This window comes from Paenibacillus chitinolyticus (assembly GCF_045038035.1).
Lineage (GTDB): Bacteria > Bacillota > Bacilli > Paenibacillales > NBRC-103111 > Paenibacillus_F > Paenibacillus_F chitinolyticus_A.
The window spans coordinates 257369-277804 of record NZ_CP173427.1 but is presented as its reverse complement, the minus strand read 5'-3'; the positions used below and the strand labels follow the sequence as shown (position 1 = coordinate 277804).

Genomic DNA, 20436 nt, shown 5'->3' with positions numbered 1-20436 from the left:
AAGAAGCTATCCCGGTGATCCGGTGATAGCTTCTTTGTTGTTTGATCTGTCAGTCGTTGATTTACTTCAGGCTGCTGCGTTCAGATCTATTTCTGCGGCCAATCTGGACAAATCTTAAATGCACATATGTTTCGGATTTACTCCTTTGATGCGCTTCAACCCTACTCCAATCGGTCACACTCTATTTCTGTGTATTGCCCTTATCCACTTCGCCTTTCTTGGCCGATTTGACCGGTTTGTCCGGCTTCTGCCGTTTCGGTTTCGGCTGCTTGACCTTTTTGCTCCTGAGCTCTTTGTCGTCGGATTCGTCTGCGGATGCGTCTCTCTCTACAGTAAACTTGCCGGACAGTTCCTGGAGCTCGGAAGCTAACCGGGTAAGCTCGGATGCGGAGGTGACGATCTCTTTCATACCCGCATGCTGCTCTTCCGTGGAACGGGACATGCCGTTCATTTTACCAAGCGAATCTCTGGAAATTTGAACGGTCTCCTGCATGGAAGCCGCAACTTCTTCGGTACCTGCCGAAATTTGTTGTGCCGCCGCGGAAACTTCCTGGATTTGTCCGTTAATCGACGATACGGTCTCGAGAATATCCTCAAACACCCTATCCGTATTGCGTACCTGCTCCACGCCCCGGTCCACTTCGGCTTTGCCGTGCGACATCGACGCGGCGGCCTGTTTGGTGGCCGACAGGACTTGTTTGATCGTATCGTTGATTTGGACCGTTGCCCCGGAGGTTTGCTCCGCGAGATTTTTCACTTCCTGTGCAACCACGGCGAATCCTCTTCCATGCTCGCCCGCACGCGCCGCCTCGATAGAAGCGTTTAAAGCTAGCAAATTCGTCTGTTTAGCGATTTCCGATATAAACCCGACTACTTGATAAATACGGGCTGAGCTTTCCTCCAGCGCCTTTATAGTCAGAGAAGTCGCTTCTACCGCTTCGCTTGCCTGTTGGATTTGGTGAATCGCATCTTGCATGTCCCTGGAGCCCTGATTTACTCTTTGCACGGCTCCCTGCGCGACTTCCGACACGGTGGAGGCGGAATCCGCAATTTTGGTCACACCCGCCGCCATTTCATTCATGGCCTCCGTTGTCTGTTCAGCCGTTTCGAATTGCGTCTCGGCCCCTTTTACCATAACCAGGACGGTCTGATTCACATTCTGGGAAACATCCGCAGATTGGGTTGCAATAGCGCTTAACTGTTGGGACGATGCCGCCATATGCTCTATCGCCATGCTTAACTTCTGGAGAAGCGCAGAGAAGGAATTCAGCATCTCGTTGATGTTCTGCTGCACGTCTCCCATCTCATCCTGCGATTGTACCTTTATCCTTCTGGACAAGTCTCCTCCGGCGATCCGTTTCATCATAACGGAAATACCGAGAAGAGGCTTCAAAATAAACGTAGACAGCCAGATAGCGGCGGCTACTACTACAACAGCGGATATGAGGACGATGATCTTGGCGACGAAATTTACCTGATCGACCTGCGAGTAAATCTCATCCGTGTTTCCCGTTACGACTAGGCGCCAGCCGGGAACCTTGATTTCTTCATAAGCCGCGACCTTGTCCGTATTATCCTTTTCCTTATAAGCCACTTGTCCCTGCTCTTTAACAAGTACCGTCTTTTTGTAGAGCTCCAGTCTTTCCGGGGTCGCTATATCCGATAACGGCTTACCGATACGGTCCACCTGAGGATGAACCATATAGATGCCTTCTTTGGACATAAGATACGCATACCCGGTTTCGCCAATCTTTACCTTGTTGACCTGACTGATCATCCGGCTCGGATTTATGGCGGTTTGCAGCATACCTGCGAATTGTCCATCTGTCCCTATGACAGGCGCGCTGACCTTCAAAGAATATTGATTGGAGCTGGAGTCCTTTATAATATCGGACACAACCCGTTTCTTCGTATCTTTGACGCTTTTAAACGTCTCGTCATTCGCGAGACTGCTTTTCTTGCCGTTCTGGTCGATCGCTTGTCCGTCTTTATCCACAAACAGAGCAATCTTCACCTCGGTGTCGTTCTCCGACATCGTTTTAAGAATCGCGATTTTTTGTGCCTCCGTTTGAGTGCCGATTTCAGTATGATTTTGGATCACACTTTGAACCGTCGATACTTTCTGGACAAGTGTCGAAGATATGTAATCGGCCGTATACGTGGTTATCTTCACTTGATTCTCCTCTATGCTTTTCCGGAGTACCGATGTGAATTGATTACTGAGAAAATATTCCGAGACAAGCAGCGGAACCAAAGCCAGAATTAATAAAAGAAGCGGAATCTTCACCTTTAGCGAGTTCCGGTTCAATCCTTTAAAGCTTTTCGTTAGCAGTTGCTTTTTCATCTCTTTAATCCCCCTCTTCATGTTTAGCTTCTATGTGTTTACCTAAAAGAGATGACATCCATTTTCTATGTCCTAATCAATTATATCGGTTTAATTGGGTTAAAAGTTTTGAACAATGGTCAACAAATAAACATAAAATTTACATCAAATAACATAGGAAGTGAGGTTTTTCAGACCAAAAAACACTAAAATCCCGATCAATAAATGTATGATAACCCTTTCATTATTCGTTTTAAAAAATATACAGCTCATCGCTTAAACGTAGAAAAGAGCTGCACAAAGTAAGCCACAAGCTGTGGAAAGAGGACAACAATTAGCATCTTCCAAGGAAAAAACGATGATAACAAAAGAAGCGCAGATCCTGTAAGATCTGCGCTTCCTGTGACGTCCCAGGAGGGATTCGAACCCCCGACACACGGCTTAGAAGGCCGTTGCTCTATCCAACTGAGCTACTGGGACAGACGTATCGGGACGACACGATTTGAACATGCGACCCCCTGGTCCCAAACCAGGTGCTCTACCAAGCTGAGCTACGTCCCGAAAGTAATAATGGCGTGCCCTGAGAGATTCGAACTCCCGGCCTTTTGATTCGTAGTCAAACGCTCTATCCAGCTGAGCTAAGGGCACGTATGAAATTATGGAGCGGAAGACGGGAATCGAACCCGCGACCCTCGCCTTGGCAAGGCGATGCTCTACCGCTGAGCCACTTCCGCATAAATCTGGTGCGCGTGGAGGGACTTGAACCCCCACGTCAAAGACGCTAGATCCTAAGTCTAGTGCGTCTGCCAATTCCGCCACACGCGCACATAAAACAATCATGGTGAGCCATGAAGGACTCGAACCTTCGACACCCTGATTAAAAGTCAGGTGCTCTACCAACTGAGCTAATGGCTCATAACTAAATGGCTGGGGGTATAGGATTTGAACCTATGCATGACGGAGTCAAAGTCCGTTGCCTTACCGCTTGGCTAACCCCCAATATTTAAAGCTCATATCAAGGTAATGGGGCGGACGAGGGGAATTGAACCCCCGAATGTCGGATCCACAAACCGATGCGTTAACCACTTCGCCACGACCGCCACAAAAACTAGCGTTGTTAAAAATGGCGGAGCTGACGGGATTCGAACCCGCGGTCTCCTGCGTGACAGGCAGGCATGTTAGGCCTCTACACCACAGCTCCATATAAATTGGTTGCGGGGGCAGGATTTGAACCTGCGGCCTTCGGGTTATGAGCCCGACGAGCTACCGGGCTGCTCCACCCCGCGTCAGTAAAAAGCATATATGGTGGACGCTGACGGGATCGAACCGCCGACCCTCTGCTTGTAAGGCAGATGCTCTCCCAGCTGAGCTAAGCGTCCATAATTGGATCTTGCAGTACTACTTCTTACCTTAAGAAAGGTAAATGACCCGTAGGGGATTCGAACCCCTGTTACCTCCGTGAAAGGGAGGTGTCTTAACCCCTTGACCAACGGGCCTTATGTATCTATAGCGGCGGAGGGGCTCGAACCCCCGACCTCACGGGTATGAACCGTACGCTCTAGCCAGCTGAGCTACGCCGCCTTAATACTGGCGGAGAGAGAGGGATTCGAACCCTCGAGACGCTTTTGGCGCCTACACGATTTCCAATCGTGCTCCTTCGGCCAGCTCGGACACCTCTCCATTGTGCATACGAGACAAAATCCCATAAAAAAACCCACAGTTGTGGGACTGCTTGGCAACGTCCTACTCTCCCAGGACCCTTCGGTCCAAGTACCATCGGCGCTGGAAGGCTTAACGGTCGTGTTCGGGATGGGTACGCGTGGTTCCCTTCCGCCATCGTCACCAAACAGGTGTCTGTTCAGACACACCAGGGTTGCTCCCTGAAAACTAGCAGCGAAACGTGCAGTCGATCCATCCAAAGATCTTATGGTGCATACCCAGGGTATGCTTGTGATGCGGCATTTTCCTGTCGGAAAGGCCTAAGCATATGCTTTCGATGTAACCTGTACTGTCGTACAGATTTGTAGGTCAAGCCCTCGACCGATTAGTATTGGTCAGCTCCACACATTGCTGTGCTTCCACCTCCAACCTATCTACCTCGTCGTCTTCAAGGGGTCTTACATACTGGGAAATCTCATCTTGAGGGGGGCTTCACGCTTAGATGCTTTCAGCGCTTATCCCTTCCGTACATAGCTACCCAGCTATGCCTCTGGCGAGACAACTGGTACACCAGCGGTACGTCCATCCCGGTCCTCTCGTACTAAGGACAGCTCCTCTCAAATTTCCTGCGCCCGCGACAGATAGGGACCGAACTGTCTCACGACGTTCTGAACCCAGCTCGCGTACCGCTTTAATGGGCGAACAGCCCAACCCTTGGGACCTACTTCAGCCCCAGGATGCGATGAGCCGACATCGAGGTGCCAAACCTCCCCGTCGATGTGGACTCTTGGGGGAGATAAGCCTGTTATCCCCAGGGTAGCTTTTATCCGTTGAGCGATGGCCCTTCCATGCGGTACCACCGGATCACTAAGCCCGACTTTCGTCCCTGCTCGACCTGTATGTCTCGCAGTCAAGCTCCCTTATGCCTTTGCACTCTTCGAATGATTTCCAACCATTCTGAGGGAACCTTGGGGCGCCTCCGTTACTCTTTAGGAGGCGACCGCCCCAGTCAAACTGCCCACCTGACACGGTCCCTCTACCGGTTCACGGTAGTAGGTTAGAACTCCGATACGATCAGGGTGGTATCCCAACGGCGCCTCCACCCAAGCTGGCGCTCAGGCTTCAAAGGCTCCCACCTATCCTGTACAGATCGTACCAAAGTCCAATATCAAGCTGCAGTAAAGCTCCATGGGGTCTTTCCGTCTTGTCGCGGGTAACCTGCATCTTCACAGGTATTAAAATTTCACCGGATCTCTCGTTGAGACAGCGCCCAAGTCGTTACGCCATTCGTGCGGGTCAGAATTTACCTGACAAGGAATTTCGCTACCTTAGGACCGTTATAGTTACGGCCGCCGTTTACTGGGGCTTCGGTTCACAGCTTCGGATTACTCCTAACCGCTCCCCTTAACCTTCCAGCACCGGGCAGGCGTCAGCCCATATACTTCGCCTTGCGGCTTCGCATAGACCTGTGTTTTTGCTAAACAGTCGCTTGGGCCTTTTCACTGCGGCCCCCTCGTGCTATTCACACTACCGGGGCACCCCTTCTCCCGAAGTTACGGGGTCATTTTGCCGAGTTCCTTAACGAGAGTTCTTCCGCGCGCCTTAGAATTCTCTTCTCGCCCACCTGTGTCGGTTTGCGGTACGGGCACCTTCGCCTGGCTAGAAGCTTTTCTCGGCAGTGTGAGATCAAGACCTTCGCTACTGTAATTTTCGCTCCCCATCACAGCCCAGCCTTACGATGTGCGGATTTGCCTACACATCAGCCTCACTGCTTGGACGGACATCCATCAGTCCGCGTCCCTACCCTGCTGCGTCACTCCATTGCTCATAACGGCTTACGGTGGTACAGGAATTTCAACCTGTTGTCCTTCGACTACGCCTTTCGGCCTCGCCTTAGGTCCCGACTTACCCTGAGCGGACGAACCTTCCTCAGGAACCCTTAGGCTTTCGGCGGATCAGATTCTCACTGATCTTTTCGTTACTCATACCGGCATTCTCACTTCTGTACAGTCCAGCAGTCCTCACGATCTACCTTCACTCCGTACAGAACGCTCCCCTACCCCAAGACATCTTTAGATGTCTAAGTCATAGCTTCGGTGGTGTGTTTAGCCCCGTTACATTTTCGGCGCAGAGTCACTCGACCAGTGAGCTATTACGCACTCTTTAAATGGTGGCTGCTTCTAAGCCAACATCCTGGTTGTCTGTGCAACTCCACATCCTTTCCCACTTAACACACACTTGGGGACCTTAGCTGATGATCTGGGCTGTTTCCCTCTTGACAATGGATCTTAGCACTCACTGTCTGACTCCCGGGGTAATGTCTGTGGCATTCAGAGTTTGACTGGACTTGGTAACCCTTGGCGGGCCCCGCACCCAATCAGTGCTTTACCTCCACGACACATCCCCCGAGGCTAGCCCTAAAGCTATTTCGGGGAGAACCAGCTATCTCCGAGTTCGATTGGAATTTCTCCGCTACCCCCACCTCATCCCCGAATTTTTCAACATTCGTGGGTTCGGGCCTCCAGTGCGTGTTACCGCACCTTCACCCTGGACAGGGGTAGATCACACGGTTTCGGGTCTACGCCTGCATACTATAGTCGCCCTATTCAGACTCGCTTTCGCTGCGGCTCCGCCTTTTCAGCTTAACCTCGCATGCAAACGTAACTCGCCGGTTCATTCTACAAAAGGCACGCCATCACCCATTAACGGGCTCTGACTTCTTGTAGGCACACGGTTTCAGGTTCTTTTTCACTCCCCTCCCGGGGTGCTTTTCACCTTTCCCTCACGGTACTGCTTCACTATCGGTCGCTAGGGAGTATTTAGCCTTGGCAGATGGTCCTGCCGGATTCCGACGGGGTTTCACGTGTCCCGCCGTACTCAGGATCCGTCTAGGCATACGTTCACTTTCGGCTACAGGGCTGTTACCTCTTTTAGCGGACCTTTCCAGATCGCTTCACCTAATGAACTTTTGCCACATTGACGTCCTACAACCCCAAGGAGCAAGCTCCTTGGTTTGGGCTAATCCGCGTTCGCTCGCCGCTACTGACGGAATCACTATTGTTTTCTTTTCCTCCAGGTACTTAGATGTTTCAGTTCCCTGGGTGTGCCTCCAATGCAGCTATGTATTCACTGCATGGTAACTGCGCATTACCACAGCTGGGTTCCCCCATTCGGACATCCCCGGATCAAAGCCTGCTTACGGCTCCCCGAGGCATTTCGTCGTTCGCCACGTCCTTCTTCGGCTCCTAGCGCCTAGGCATCCTCCGTGTGCCCTTATTAGCTTGACCAATGCTTGTTATATCCTGACTCGTGCTATTAAGCTGCGCTTAAAAAATCACTTCTCAGCATATAACTTCGCTTTACATCAAACCATCAAGGTTTTGGATGATTCTAGTTACATGTTTCGCTATCTAGTTTTCAAGGATCAACGTTTGAAAAGAGAAGTAAATTCTCCTTTCAAAACTGACAACGAGTGATTGAAGGTTGAAGGCGATGCCTTCTTGACTGGGTCCGTTTCAGGACCCGAGTCTCCATAGAAAGGAGGTGATCCAGCCGCACCTTCCGATACGGCTACCTTGTTACGACTTCACCCCAATCATCTACCCCACCTTCGGCGGCTGGCCCCTTGCGGTTACCTCACCGACTTCGGGTGTTGTAAACTCTCGTGGTGTGACGGGCGGTGTGTACAAGACCCGGGAACGTATTCACCGCGGCATGCTGATCCGCGATTACTAGCAATTCCGACTTCATGCAGGCGAGTTGCAGCCTGCAATCCGAACTGAGACCGGCTTTTCTAGGATTGGCTCCGGATCGCTCCTTCGCTTCCCGTTGTACCGGCCATTGTAGTACGTGTGTAGCCCAGGTCATAAGGGGCATGATGATTTGACGTCATCCCCGCCTTCCTCCGGTTTGTCACCGGCAGTCAACTTAGAGTGCCCAGCCTTACCTGCTGGCAACTAAGTTCAAGGGTTGCGCTCGTTGCGGGACTTAACCCAACATCTCACGACACGAGCTGACGACAACCATGCACCACCTGTCTCCTCTGTCCCGAAGGAAAGGCTTATCTCTAAGCCGGTCAGAGGGATGTCAAGACCTGGTAAGGTTCTTCGCGTTGCTTCGAATTAAACCACATACTCCACTGCTTGTGCGGGTCCCCGTCAATTCCTTTGAGTTTCACTCTTGCGAGCGTACTCCCCAGGCGGCATGCTTACTGTGTTAACTTCGGCACCAAGGGTATCGAAACCCCTAACACCTAGCATGCATCGTTTACGGCGTGGACTACCAGGGTATCTAATCCTGTTTGCTCCCCACGCTTTCGCGCCTCAGCGTCAGTTACAGGCCAGAAAGTCGCCTTCGCCACTGGTGTTCCTCCACATCTCTACGCATTTCACCGCTACACGTGGAATTCCACTTTCCTCTCCTGCACTCCAGTCTCCCAGTTTCCGGTGCGAACCGAGGTTGAGCCTCGGGATTAAACACCAGACTTAAAAAACCGCCTGCGCGCGCTTTACGCCCAATAATTCCGGACAACGCTTGCCCCCTACGTATTACCGCGGCTGCTGGCACGTAGTTAGCCGGGGCTTTCTTCTCAGGTACCGTCACCCAAAGAGCAGTTACTCTCCTTGGCGTTCTTCCCTGGCAACAGAGCTTTACGATCCGAAAACCTTCATCACTCACGCGGCGTTGCTCCGTCAGACTTGCGTCCATTGCGGAAGATTCCCTACTGCTGCCTCCCGTAGGAGTCTGGGCCGTGTCTCAGTCCCAGTGTGGCCGTTCACCCTCTCAGGTCGGCTACGCATCGTCGCCTTGGTGAGCCGTTACCTCACCAACTAGCTAATGCGCCGCAGGCCCATCCGTAAGCCACAGATTGCTCCGTGTTTCACGATCTCTCCATGCGGAGATACCGGTTATCCGGTCTTAGCTACCGTTTCCGGTAGTTATCCCGATCTTACAGGCAGGTTGCCTACGTGTTACTCACCCGTCCGCCGCTAACCATCCGAGAAGCAAGCTTCTCTTCAAGTCCGCTCGACTTGCATGTATTAGGCACGCCGCCAGCGTTCGTCCTGAGCCAGGATCAAACTCTCCGATAAAGTTGTGCCGGCCGAAGGCCAGCGGTTTATCTCAAGCTGATTAAGCTCAAACATTCAAAGCTGACGAGAATTTCTTCTCATTTAATGTCTCGATTTCTCGAGACGCTTCAATCACTCGTTGTTCAGTTTTCAAAGGACAATCTCGTATATGTCACTCGTTTGTAACGGCCCGTTTCTCTTGGCCGGAATTCCATAATAACATATCCGTTTTTCGAAGTCAACCTTTTTTTAAGATTAATTTCTCAGCTTTCGCTTCCGGCCTTGTTTTTCAAGGGCTCGTCCATGTCAGCTAAATTAATGTACCATGTCAGCAATAGCTTTGCAACAGGTTTTTTATTCCAGTTGTGTTGCATGCTCGAAACAATGCTATCAGCATATCCTTGCAGCGATTTTTCTATACGTACGTAAATCATTCTTTTCGAGAAGTATGTGCGCATATTCTCCGGACGGCAAACCAAAGCTAACTTTATCTATATGATGCAGAGAGGAGGCAACCCATGGAAAACAAAACCCACAGCGGAAACTACAAGGGAACAACACACATGAATGCAGAGAATCAGGATATGGAGTTTGCGAATGACACCCTGGAGTTGGCTGAAGATAAGCGTGCCATCCGAAATAAGAACAAGCTGCACACGCAAGCACCGGATGCAAAAACGCGGGATTAAGCGGTAAAACGGTAAAAGAAAAGGGCCCCTATGGGAGCCCTTTTTATAATTGTGCGGGAAGGCCTGCTGCCTTCAAGCATAGGAGCAAGAAGAAGTTCCGCATTCTCTATACGAAACTTCCGTCACTGGGAAGGGAATTGCTTGTTGGGCTTGTTCCTGATCAGGAGCCATTTCGTTCTCGTTTCCTGCTTACAGGGGAAGCAGGGCTGTACGCTCCGATTGACGGAGACGCGAGATCATCTCCTGCCATGTCGGCGGTTTGTTTTCAAGTACGGAGTAGTAACCGGTCAGAAAATCGGCGATAAGGGAAGACGGCACGTATTCCGCGTTCTCATCCGAAGGCATAAAGCACAGATCCAGTTCGCTTACGGCTTCTCCGTCGTTCTGCCAGGAGGGGTGAACGTAAGGAAAGTCCAGTCTGCGGTAGCCTAGATGAGACAGAACCTCGCGTCGCACGAACGGATCCATCGGCTTTACGCCGCCAAACGAATGGTCTTCCACCCGGTAAGGATCGTAGATCTCGGCGAACATGCCGATCATGGGCTTCCCGCTTTGAGCGGCCAGGTCCGACAGGTCATGCTGACGTTTGCGGCTCAGGAATCTGCCGATGCCAAGGCCAGGCCGGCCGATGATGGTAAAGTCGGTCATCGCGATTCCCAGATCGGTGTAATAGCGGTACTCGGTCGCTCCTACAACTTCCCCTTCGTGAACGGCGACGAACACCCGAATGCCCGGATCTTCGAGAGGTTCTTTCCACAGGGCATAGTCAAGCACCTCTTCAGCGGGAAAAACGGTTTGCATGAGCTGATGCATTTTCGCAAATAAAGGGTCGTTGATATCGGTAATACGTATGTATTCCATGGGCCTCATCCTCTCAAAATGTTGTTGCTTAAAGCGTGGCGGCAATCTCCAGGAAGAAGACAGCGTCCTCTATAGAAAGGGGTTCCTCCACTCCATCAGCAGAGCGTGATTAAGGGACTCCTCGTCTTCCAGGTAATTGGGCAGCACGGCGACCGGCATCCGTCCGCACCGGAGCAGGAAGTTCAGAACCGGGTCGTGGAGCAGTCCCGCTATAACCGCATCGACGTATTGATCGGCGGTCATTTTGCCGGCCTGGGCCCCGTAACCGGGCATTCTTCCCCCGCCCAAAAGACGGCGAAGCCCCAGATGGACGACGGTCTCGTACATGGAGAACATGAGCCATTTGCCCAGCCCCAGCTTTCTGTACGCCGGCATCACGCAAACATCCACTACATAGAGGGAATCCCCCTCCGGGTCGTGGTTGCGGATGTACCCTCCGTCCGTGACTTCTTCCCAGGTATGCTCCGGATGGAGGGGATCGAACCGGATGCGGAGTGCCGTCATGGAGCCGACGATTTTACCTCCGATCTCCACGCAGAGAGCCCCCTCGGGAAATAAGCGGACATGGCTGCGGAGCTGCTCTTCGTTCCACCACAGTTCCTCGGGAAACGGCGGCGGAAAGCTTAGACGCTGCACTTCGATCAGAGCTTGAAAATCCGCTTCCGAGTAGCTTCTGATCAGGGCGGGAACCGGTTTCTCCCCGTCGAAAACGTACATTTTCTTCATATAGTTGGGTGATTCGGATTCTGGTGTCGCATTCATCTCGTCGGGCCCCGCTTCCGTCAACATTCTAGTACTTCCTTCAACAATCCGCTGCCGGATTCAAGCCATGCATCTTTATTTCCAATCGGTGTACAAATCGGTTCTGCGGTCGCGCCACGTGGTCACGGAGCCTTTCTCACGGACTTCTTCCAAAAGAGCCAGATCCAGATCGGCGGTAATGATCATATCGTCGTTGATTTCTCCTTCGGCCAGTATGCCGCGCGGAGGAAAGGGCACGTCGTTAGGGGTAAGAACGGCGGCTTGTCCGAAATTCCCTCTCATAAAGTCAACGGTAGGAAGCGATCCTATCGTTCCGGTCACGACCACATAGATCTGATTCTCGATGGTACGGGCATGGCAGGAATAGCGCACGCGGTGGAAGCCGTGACGGTCATCCGTGCAGGAAGGGCAGAAAATAACATCGGCGCCGCGGGCCTTGGCCATACGAACGATTTCGGGAAACTCCATATCGTAGCAGACGAGAATAGCAATGCGGCCCTTATCCGTATCGAATACTTGAAGAGCGTCACCGGCTCCCATGTTCCACTCTTTCACTTCCGTCGGGGTGATGTGCAACTTCCTCTGCTCCCCTACCCGGCCGTCCGGATAAAATAAAAATGCGGAGTTGTACAAGCGCCCGCCGTCTTCAATGATATGAGTGCCGCCGATGAGATGCATACCGGTCGACTTGGCGAGTCCCTTGAACAGCTCCATATATGAGTCCGTAAAGGAGGGCAGGTCGTTGATCGTCAGTGCTCCCTCCCCAGGATTGCGAATGGACAACAGTTGGGTGGTAAAAAGCTCCGGAAAGAGCACGAAATCGGAATCGAATTCCTGCGCCGTTTTGACGTAATGCTCGACCTGATCCGCAAACTCCCGAAAGCTCGAAATGGTATGCAGATGATGCTGGACTGCGGAAACTCTGAATTTCAAAACGAACTCCTCCTTAGGCGAAAAACTTGTCCGCAAACCCGTATGAACCGGATGGATTTGCCGATGATTTTATTATATGATGAATGATTGTGGAACAAAAGGAGGAATCCCCCGTGCAAAAACAATTCAGCGAACACAATCAGACGGCCTGGAACCAGCACGCTTACGAGGCCTGGCTGAACCGGTTTGGAACCCCGGAGGAAGCAGCTGCGCTTATCGGCCGGAACCCGGAGGGGACCGTGCGGTCTTTCAGCCGTTTTCTCGGGGACCTCAGCGGAATTAAAGCCGTTAATCTGCTCGGCTCCCACGGCAGTAAAGCCGCAGCTCTCGCCCTGCTGGGAGCGAGTGAAGTCACGGTTGTAGATATCGCGGCGGAAAACGCCAAATACGGAACGGAACTGGCGGAAGCCGCGGGAGTGCGTGTCCGTTACGTCGTCTCCGATGTGCTGGAGCTTCCCGAAGAAGAGCTGACCGGCGACTATGGTCTCGCGCTTATGGAATTCGGCATTCTTCATTATTTCTTGGAGTTGAAGCCGTTATTCGACGTAGTGGTCAAACTTCTGGCTTCCGGCGGACGGCTGATCCTGCAGGATTTTCATCCCGTGACAACCAAATTGATTTCTTCCCGCGGTTCAACCGCCAAGGTCCGGAAACACAAAGTAACCGGCGATTATTTCGATACCTCTATAGAAGAGACGGATGTAGCCTACTCCAAATTTTTGCCGGGGCAGGACGAATCGGCCTTAATCAAAGTACGGCACCGTAAATGGACGCTCGGGGAAATCGTTACGGCCGCCGCTTCTTCGGGATTGTTCATTGAGATTCTGGAGGAAGAGCCTAACCGGTCTTCGGATGTTTACGATAAAGGCATTCCGAAATCGTTCACTTTGGTGGCCAAAAAGCTCTAGCCGGCTTTAGTTCCCACGGCGGCAGCGGTATCCAAGGTTCATAGCAGGATCGGATAACGTACTTTCTATAAATCAGAACCGTCACAACAAAGATTGTGGCGGTTTTTAGCCATTCCGTAAAGCCGTGCCGATTTGGTTAGAAGAGGCGGGAAACGATATACTTATAGAGGAAAGTTAATGGACATGGACTCCGGTTATTCAGGAGGGGAGTTCAGAAAGTGAATGAGATTTTCATTTATGGGGATAAAGTTAACGTTGACGTTAACGTTAATTAAGAGTAATCTTGATATTAGCGACTGGGAGTGGTAAACATGACACGGTTAAAAATTGATGATGTCGCCAAGGAGACGGGATTGACCAAGCGTACGATCCGGTATTATGAAGAGATCGGCCTTCTGGAGCCGCCTACGCGCAGCGAGGGGGGCGTAAGGCTGTACACCCGGGAAAACGTGGATCGTCTGAAGAAAGTGCTGCTGGCTCGCGAAGTGCTCGGCTTTTCTTTGCAGGAGCTGCAGCATTTCCTGGCCATCGATACGCTGCTTGCTTCCTACCGTGAAGGTTCCGACGGCTACGCCGTCGAGCTAAAGAAGCAGGAGGAGCTCAAGCGCGTTGCAGACGGACTCGCCGAACAGGTGGATATGCTCGATCTCAAGATTCATAAGATGGAGGCGTTCCGGAAAGATATGGAGGAGCTGCTCTCCAAGGTACGTGAAGCGATCGGCCAGCCTCAAACGGCGTCGTCGTCCGGCAAGACCCCGTCTTCCTGACAATAGCCGTGCTCATGACACCCATTTCCCGGCCAGACTTGTGCGAGGGGTGCATATTTGTATGGATCAGGGAATCAAAAAGCAAACACGCGCACGTTACGTCACGGTGTTTGCAACTTTTCTTGCTTTTATGGGAATCGGGGTCGTCGATCCGATTCTTCCGATTATAGCCGAGAAAATCGGCGCGAATCCGGCGCAGATCGAGCTGCTTTTTACCGCCTACATCCTCACCATGGCGATTATGATGATTCCGTCCGGGCTTGCGGCGACCCGCTTCGGCGACAAAAAAATGATGGTTGCCGGCCTCGCCGTCGTGACCGTCTTTGCCTTTCTGTGCGGAGCATCCGGCGGCATTACCGAGCTAGCCTTGTTCCGGGCGGGCTGGGGCTTCGGGAACTCGATGTTCTTCGCCACCGCGATGACACTGCTCATTGCCTTGACGCCCTCGGCCAATACCGCCGTCGGCATGTATGAAGCGGCGATTGGCCTCGGAATGGCGGGCGGCCCGCTTGTCGGCGGACTGCTCGGCGGTATTTCCTGGCGGCTGCCTTTTATCGCCACAGGCTGTTTTGTGCTTATCGCATTCTTGCTGGTGCTGTTCATGATTCAGGAACCGGAGAAAAAATCCGTCCGCAAAGCGGCCGGGTTCAAGGAGCTTCTGCATCTGGCGACCCATAAACCGTTCCTGCGTGTCGCAGGTTCCTCGATGTTCTATTATTACGGCTTTTTCGTCGTGTTGGCTTATTCGCCGCTGATGCTTCATATGTCGGCCATCCAGCTCGGCCTCGTTTTCTTCGGCTGGGGCCTCATGCTGGCCTATGGTTCCGCGAAGCTGGCTCACAACCTGGAGGATCGCTACAAACCTTCGCAAATCATACCGTGGAGCTTGGGGGCATTCTGCCTCATTCTGCTGCTGTTGTTCCTGGTTCACACCTTGTGGCTGCAGATTCTGCTGATTATCGTCATCGGCTTGTTCTGCGGATTGAACAATGCTTTGTTCACAAGCCACGTGATGGAGGTTTCTCCGTTCGAACGGAGCGTAACGTCCGGCGCTTACAATTTCGTGCGCTGGATGGGTGCGGCCATCGCTCCGGTATTGTCGGGCTACATCGCCCACCACCTGTCGGCCCAGCTGCCCTTCGCCGTCGCGGCCGGCCTGGCGCTCATCGCGGTCATCACGATGTCCGTCTGGCGCAGCCGTCCGGCCAAGGCAGGCGCAACCGGGCCGCAGGCCGGGTAAGCGCCCGCGGCGTGTTGCTTGCCCGCGGCGTATTGGTGCCCGCGGCGTATTGGTCCCCGCGGTGTATTGGTCCCCGCGGTGTATAAAAAAGCCTTTCGTTCTCCCCGCTGCGGGAGGACGAAAGGCTTTTTGGGCCTATTCGGCGGGTACGAAGCCGAGGCTGCCCAGGAAGCGGGCGAATGCCGACTGACCGGCATCGGTCCGCTTGAACACGCCGGCATCTTCAAGCACCCGCTTGAATTTGCCGCCGATTTCCCGCTGCAGGAGTTCGTGCGCCTCCTGCAGCGAAAGGGCCGTGCCGCCGGCGGCGACAAGTTCGCCGATCCAGGCGGCATGCTTCTCCAGCGGATGGCCCGCCTTCAGGCCGTCCCCGCAGTTCCATGCGGAATCTCCGGTAAGGAACCCGGCGATTCCACCGATCTCTTCCTGGAGACGGCCAGGAAGGACGGCCAGACCCATCACCTCGATCAAGCCGATGTTCTCCTTCTTGATGTGGTGAAGGTTGCGGTGCGGGTGGAAGATGCCATCCGGGTGTTCTTCGCTCGTGCGGTTGTTGCGGAGCACGAGGTCCAGTTCGTACTGCCCGGACGCGTTGAACCGGGCGATCGGCGTGACGGTGTTATGGAGAACCCGTACACCGTCCGCTGTTCGCGTGAACGCCGCGATGTCCGCGGACGGATCGCTGTAGGCACGCCATGCGGCGAGCAGCATGTCGGCGGTGCGGAGGACGTCCTCGCGCCCGCTTCCCTCGAGCCGCAGGACCGACATCGGCCACCGGACGATGCCGACCGAGACGCCGGGGTGCGTGTCCGAAGCGAACTTCCGTTCGACGGGAGCGAGCTCCATCGGGAATTTATGATTCCCGCCCTGAAAATGGTCGTGGCTCAGAATCGAGCCCCCGACGATCGGCAGATCCGCATTTGAGCCTACAAAATAATGCGGAATCTGTTCGATAAAATCAAACAGCCTGCGGAAAGTCCGCTCAGATATTTTCATCGGGACATGCTTTTCGTTTAAGACGATGCAGTGTTCGTTATAGTAGACGTAAGGGGAATATTGAAAACACCAGGCCTCCCCGTCAATCGTAAGAGGAAGAATGCGCAGGTTCTGCCTGGCCGGATGATCCAGCCTGCCCGCATAGCCGACATTGTCCACGCACAGGAGACACTGGGGATATCCGCTTTGTTTGAGCGTCCGCAAAAGGGCGATCTCCTTCGGATCTTTCTCCGGTTTGGACAGATTGACGGTAATTTCGAGATTCCCGTATTCCGTCGGCGCCAGCCAATACCCGTTTTTGCGTATCCGGTCCATTCGAATGTAGTTGCTGTTTATGCAAAGTTCGTAAAACCAGTCCACTGCCTTCCGTACTCCGTGTTCCCTTGTGATTTCCCCGAACTGCCGGACGACCTCGGACGGTCTCGGCATCAGCAGCCCCATCAGACGGGCATCAAAAAGATCCCGGTAAGTGGTCGTATCCTCTTCAAGACGTCCACGGATATAAGCGAAGTCGAGTAAAACTTCGAGCATTTCTCCAGGCTCCGCGGCCACCGTTTCGTCTTCCGCGTCTGTGTCCGCGCCTTGATACGGCTCAGGCAAACCCAGCGCGTCCAAAAGCGCGTTCCTCGCCGCACATACATCCAAGGCTCCGATCATTCCCTTCGCAAGGGCAAACGACACCAGGCGTTCGACGGCAAGCGCCGCCTGATCAGCCTGATTTTGTGCTTTCTCCCGTTCTAAGTCCGTATTCATTCCTTCACTCACTCCTTACGCCCCGCAGGCAGGTAATCTCCAGATGCTACTTCTTGTCCGCGTATCCCTCCGGATGCGCTTGATGCCATGCCCAGGCACTGGCGATAATCGCCTGGAGATTGTCCCGTTTAGGCTTCCAACCCAAATCTTGACGGGCGCGGTCGGAAGAAGCGATAAGAACCGCGGGGTCTCCGGAACGGCGTGCTTCCACAACGGCCGGAATCGGATGCCCCGTTACCTCGCGGGCGATATCGATCACTTCTTTTACGGAAAATCCGTTGCCGCTTCCGAGATTGTACACGCCGCTCTCACCGCCTTGACGCAGCTTCTCTACTGCGAGCACGTGAGCGTCGGCCAGGTCGCTGACATGGATGTAATCGCGGATGCAGGTCCCGTCCGGTGTCGCATAGTCTTCTCCGAAGACGGAGATATGGCTCCGTTGTCCGAGCGCCACTTGAAGAATGAGCGGAACCAGATGCGTTTCCGGATGGTGGTCTTCCCCGATACGGCCGCTTTCATGAGCACCCGCCGCGTTGAAATAGCGCAGTGAAACGGATTTGATTCCGTGAGCGCGGTCGAACCATTTGATCATTTTCTCCATGGACAATTTCGTTTCCCCGTAAGCGTTCGTCGGCTCGGTCCGGTCGGTTTCCAGAATCGGCGTGTTTTCGGGCTCGCCGTATGTTGCCGCCGTCGAAGAGAACACGATTCGTTTCACGCCGAATTTTTTCATTTTTTCCAGCAGGCAGAGAGTCCCGTAAACGTTATTGTGGTAATATTTCGCCGGGTCCGTCATGCTTTCTCCGACTAGCGAGTTCGCTGCAAAATGGATAACCGCGTCGATCTCATTTTCCCGGAATACCGTGTCCAGAAACGCTTCATCCCGAAGATCGCCTTCGTAAAGCTTGCCGCCCAATACCGCATCGCGATGACCTTGCTGGAGATTGTCGACAATTACAACCTCTTCTCCTCTAGCCAGCAGTTCCGCTACGGCGTGAGAACCGATGTATCCGGCCCCGCCTGTCACCATAATCGCCATCTTTTCCGCCTCCCGATAATTGTTTTCCCGCCGCTGCCTAGTCTTGTACGTTGTTCACGCCGTCTCCAATGCTGCAAACGTAGAAATCCCCTGTGAGTCCCGTTTGTTCTTTGTAGCTCGATCCGACCTTCTCGCGGAATGCCTCAATGCTGTCCTCATGCACGAGAGAGACGGTACAGCCGCCGAATCCGGCTCCCGTCATCCGTGATCCGAGGACGCCCGGCACGGACAGTGCGGCTTCTACCATCACATCGAGTTCCCGGCACGTAACTTCGTAAAGATCGCGCAAGGATTCGTGAGATCCGGTCATCAGCCGCCCGAAGGCTTCCAGGTCGTTGGCTTTCAGCACATCTATGGATTTCAGTACGCGGTCGATTTCCTCCACGACATGCTGCGCTCTCCGCCGGACGATGTCGTCCTTAATGGCGTCTTTGTTCGCCTCGAACTGCTCCAGACTGATTTGGCCCAGAAGCGTCAAGTCCGGAAAGCGGGTTTGCAGGTCCCGGACGGCCTGCTCGCACTGGCTTCTTCGTTCGTTGTATGCCGAATCTACGAGTCCGCGGCGCTTGTTCGTATTGCCGATCACAAGCTTGTAGCTTCCGCTTTGAAAAGGCACGAGTTCATACTCCAGGGTATCGCACATAAGCAGAATCGCATGATCTTTGCGTCCGTTGGCAACGGCAAACTGGTCCATGATGCCGCAATTTACGCCCATAAACTCGTTCTCAGCTTTTTGGGCAAGCAGCGCCAGCTCTACCCGGTCTGCCGGATATCCCTCCGCTTCCAGCAATCCGTAACCCGTGACCACTTCAATAGAAGCCGAGGACGAAAGCCCCGCCCCGTTCGGAATTTCACCGTGATACAGCATATCGTAGCCGGACCGGGGGCCTTGGCCTTTCTGCTGCAGCTGAGCGACTACGCCCTTCGGGTAGTTCATCCAGTCGTCTTCTTCCCGGTAAACGACATCGTCCAGGGAACAAGACCCTTTATGGGTGAAATTCGTGGAAGCCATGCGAAGCAGGCCTTCCTTATTTTTGCGCAAAAGAAGGGTAGTGCCGAAAGTCAGGGCAGCCGGAAAAACATAGCCCCCGTTGTAATCGGTATGTTCGCCGATCAGATTAACACGGCCGGGAGCATGGAAAACTGTGATATCCTTCTCAGTACCTCCGTACAGTTCGGTAAATTGTGTTTTAAGGAGATTAAGATCGGCCATCTCGGCACCGCCTTTAAGTAGAGTCATACTATCGTTGAATTGTTAACGGATTCTTGTTTCGTTCTTCTACCTCCAGTATAAGCGCGAACCGCTTGAAGTCCTATGGAATGATGTAAGGATCATATGGAAAAATATGATTCCGGAAGCACGCAGGAGATGATAGGATGAAGGAAAGCGGAGTCTGTACAAGTTCCGGCCAAGGCAAGCTTCTTGTCAGAAGGAGTACGGGAAAAGAACGCTTGTCCGGCGCCGCTTTTTCTTAACTCATTATCGCAAACAGGAGGATGTGAAGTCCAATGAAACGAGAACCCACCTACTATGTCGTGTCCAACCCGGAGCCGCCGGAAGATACGGCCCTTCATGTACTCTTCTCCGGGGAAAGCCAGACCAAACCGCTCCACCGCCTGGGCCCGAAGGTGTACGATTATTTCCTCATCCATACGGTTATCTCCGGAAAAGGGCGGTTCACGGCTGCGGGCCGGGAGCGGCTTCTGGGTCCCGGCGACAGCTTCTGCATCGCGCCAGAGCAGCTCGTCGGCTACGAAGCCGACGAAGCCGATCCTTGGCGCTACTGCTGGCTCGCCGTCACCGGTGCGGAAGCGGCGGCCCACATGCGCAAGGCCGGCTTCACGCCGGAGCAGCCGGTTATTCACCCGGCGGATGCGGGCAGCCGTGTTCCGGCGCTTTTCCGGCGCATGCAGCGCGCGCTGAGGCATAAGAGCGGCACGGCTTCGCTTCGTGCGCTCGGCTATCTTCATCTGCTGCTTGCCGAATATGCCGATGCGGCACGGCCGCCCTTACCCGAGCCGGGTAAGGCGCATTCCCGCACGGAAGTGACGGTGCAGCAGATGCTGCATTATTTGTCCGCGCAGTACGCCGAGGACATCTCGATCGAGTCCATGGCGGAGGCGCTCGGCTACAACCGGGCTTACCTGTCCCGGCTGTTCAAGGAGCACACAGGTCAGACGCCGGTGTCTTTCCTGTCCAAGCTCCGTGTCGATAAAGCCCGGCAGCTTCTGCGGGAGCGGCTGGAGCTGACGATCGAGCAGATTGCTTTTTCCGTGGGATTCCGTGACCCACTTTACTTCTCCAAGCAGTTCCGGAGATGGTACGGCCTTTCCCCTACGGAATATCGCAGCGATATAATACGTATGTAGCGATGCGAAATTGGGCCTTTCCGCGGAAATTCCGCTTTTTATAATGGCTTTCGCAGCATCCGCCAAT

General features: G+C 53.5%; 12 protein-coding genes, 14 tRNA genes and 3 rRNA genes. 5 read left to right on the top strand and 24 right to left on the bottom strand.

The window, feature by feature from the left end; translation table 11 throughout:
• Positions 1–181: 181 nt before the first annotated feature.
• The 18 genes from ACI48J_RS01215 to ACI48J_RS01130 all read right to left on the bottom strand — a co-directional run bounded on the left by ACI48J_RS01215 (position 182) and on the right by ACI48J_RS01130 (position 9072).
• Complete coding sequence (locus tag ACI48J_RS01215; RefSeq protein ID WP_405081319.1) at positions 182–2344, bottom strand: methyl-accepting chemotaxis protein; 2163 nt, start codon at positions 2342–2344, stop codon at positions 182–184.
• Positions 2345–2729: 385 nt separating this feature from the next.
• A tRNA-Arg gene (locus ACI48J_RS01210) sits at positions 2730–2803 on the bottom strand.
• A 7-nt stretch (positions 2804–2810) separates the two neighbouring features.
• Positions 2811–2884, bottom strand: a tRNA-Pro gene (locus tag ACI48J_RS01205).
• 10 nt (positions 2885–2894) lie between these two features.
• Positions 2895–2971, bottom strand: a tRNA-Arg gene (locus ACI48J_RS01200).
• 11 nt (positions 2972–2982) lie between these two features.
• Positions 2983–3057 (bottom strand) — tRNA-Gly (locus tag ACI48J_RS01195).
• Between the two features lie 7 nt (positions 3058–3064).
• Positions 3065–3148: transfer RNA gene (locus tag ACI48J_RS01190), tRNA-Leu, on the bottom strand.
• A gap of 14 nt (positions 3149–3162) precedes the next feature.
• Positions 3163–3238: transfer RNA gene (locus ACI48J_RS01185), tRNA-Lys, on the bottom strand.
• A gap of 9 nt (positions 3239–3247) precedes the next feature.
• A tRNA-Gln gene (locus ACI48J_RS01180) sits at positions 3248–3322 on the bottom strand.
• 25 nt (positions 3323–3347) lie between these two features.
• Positions 3348–3423 (bottom strand) — tRNA-His (locus tag ACI48J_RS01175).
• 24 nt (positions 3424–3447) lie between these two features.
• Positions 3448–3524, bottom strand: a tRNA-Asp gene (locus ACI48J_RS01170).
• A gap of 8 nt (positions 3525–3532) precedes the next feature.
• Positions 3533–3609: transfer RNA gene (locus ACI48J_RS01165), tRNA-Met, on the bottom strand.
• 17 nt (positions 3610–3626) lie between these two features.
• Positions 3627–3702, bottom strand: a tRNA-Val gene (locus ACI48J_RS01160).
• A 45-nt stretch (positions 3703–3747) separates the two neighbouring features.
• A tRNA-Glu gene (locus ACI48J_RS01155) sits at positions 3748–3819 on the bottom strand.
• Between the two features lie 11 nt (positions 3820–3830).
• Positions 3831–3904, bottom strand: a tRNA-Met gene (locus ACI48J_RS01150).
• A gap of 7 nt (positions 3905–3911) precedes the next feature.
• Positions 3912–4003, bottom strand: a tRNA-Ser gene (locus tag ACI48J_RS01145).
• A gap of 50 nt (positions 4004–4053) precedes the next feature.
• A 5S ribosomal RNA gene (gene rrf / locus ACI48J_RS01140) occupies positions 4054–4170 on the bottom strand.
• 177 nt (positions 4171–4347) lie between these two features.
• Positions 4348–7269 (bottom strand): 23S ribosomal RNA (locus ACI48J_RS01135).
• Positions 7270–7518: 249 nt separating this feature from the next.
• Positions 7519–9072: ribosomal RNA gene (locus ACI48J_RS01130) — 16S ribosomal RNA — on the bottom strand.
• Together the 16S, 23S and 5S rRNA genes with 14 tRNA genes alongside form the textbook arrangement of a ribosomal RNA operon.
• A 497-nt stretch (positions 9073–9569) precedes the next feature.
• On the opposite strand from ACI48J_RS01130, the gene ACI48J_RS01125 reads away from it, so the two are divergent.
• Positions 9570–9740 carry a hypothetical protein gene (locus tag ACI48J_RS01125; RefSeq protein WP_405081317.1) on the top strand — a complete coding sequence of 57 codons (171 nt, stop codon included), beginning with the start codon at positions 9570–9572 and terminating at the stop codon, positions 9738–9740.
• Positions 9741–9929: 189 nt separating this feature from the next.
• Here ACI48J_RS01125 and ACI48J_RS01120 read toward each other — a convergent pair whose 3' ends face one another.
• From ACI48J_RS01120 to ACI48J_RS01110, 3 genes are all read right to left on the bottom strand, one after another.
• Positions 9930–10601, bottom strand: coding sequence for a GNAT family N-acetyltransferase (locus ACI48J_RS01120; protein WP_405081316.1), 672 nt, complete (start codon positions 10599–10601; stop codon positions 9930–9932).
• Positions 10602–10670: 69 nt separating this feature from the next.
• Positions 10671–11363 carry a GNAT family N-acetyltransferase gene (locus ACI48J_RS01115; RefSeq protein ID WP_405083162.1) on the bottom strand — a complete coding sequence of 231 codons (693 nt, stop codon included), beginning with the start codon at positions 11361–11363 and terminating at the stop codon, positions 10671–10673.
• Between the two features lie 75 nt (positions 11364–11438).
• Positions 11439–12296: a carbon-nitrogen hydrolase family protein gene (locus ACI48J_RS01110; protein WP_326050601.1), complete on the bottom strand. Its 858-nt coding sequence runs from the start codon at positions 12294–12296 to the stop codon at positions 11439–11441.
• Between the two features lie 113 nt (positions 12297–12409).
• Between ACI48J_RS01110 and ACI48J_RS01105 the strand changes: the two genes are divergently transcribed.
• The 3 genes from ACI48J_RS01105 to ACI48J_RS01095 all read left to right on the top strand — a co-directional run bounded on the left by ACI48J_RS01105 (position 12410) and on the right by ACI48J_RS01095 (position 15211).
• Entirely contained in the window at positions 12410–13204 is a 795-nt protein-coding gene (locus ACI48J_RS01105) for a class I SAM-dependent methyltransferase (protein ID WP_405081314.1), read from the top strand.
• Positions 13205–13515: 311 nt separating this feature from the next.
• A complete protein-coding gene (locus ACI48J_RS01100; RefSeq protein ID WP_405081313.1) occupies positions 13516–13971 on the top strand; it encodes a MerR family transcriptional regulator in 456 nt (151 codons plus the stop codon).
• A gap of 61 nt (positions 13972–14032) precedes the next feature.
• On the top strand, positions 14033–15211 hold the full coding sequence (locus ACI48J_RS01095; RefSeq protein ID WP_405081312.1) for an MFS transporter: 1179 nt from the start codon (positions 14033–14035) through the stop codon (positions 15209–15211).
• Positions 15212–15346: 135 nt separating this feature from the next.
• Here the strand turns inward: ACI48J_RS01095 and ACI48J_RS01090 are convergent, their stop codons facing one another.
• From ACI48J_RS01090 to ACI48J_RS01080, 3 genes are read right to left on the bottom strand one after another with little or no spacing between them, the layout of a single operon-like run.
• Positions 15347–16960: a UDP-glucose--hexose-1-phosphate uridylyltransferase gene (locus ACI48J_RS01090; protein ID WP_405081310.1), complete on the bottom strand. Its 1614-nt coding sequence runs from the start codon at positions 16958–16960 to the stop codon at positions 15347–15349.
• 46 nt (positions 16961–17006) lie between these two features.
• Positions 17007–17999, bottom strand: a complete 993-nt coding sequence (gene galE, locus ACI48J_RS01085) for a UDP-glucose 4-epimerase GalE (RefSeq protein ID WP_326050593.1) — start codon at positions 17997–17999, stop codon at positions 17007–17009.
• Positions 18000–18036: 37 nt separating this feature from the next.
• Positions 18037–19212, bottom strand: a complete 1176-nt coding sequence (locus tag ACI48J_RS01080; protein ID WP_405081309.1) for a galactokinase — start codon at positions 19210–19212, stop codon at positions 18037–18039.
• A 296-nt stretch (positions 19213–19508) separates the two neighbouring features.
• Here ACI48J_RS01080 and ACI48J_RS01075 point away from each other — a divergent pair, with 296 nt between their 5' ends.
• On the top strand, positions 19509–20369 hold the full coding sequence (locus tag ACI48J_RS01075) for an AraC family transcriptional regulator (RefSeq protein ID WP_405081308.1): 861 nt from the start codon (positions 19509–19511) through the stop codon (positions 20367–20369).
• Positions 20370–20436: the final 67 nt, after the last annotated feature.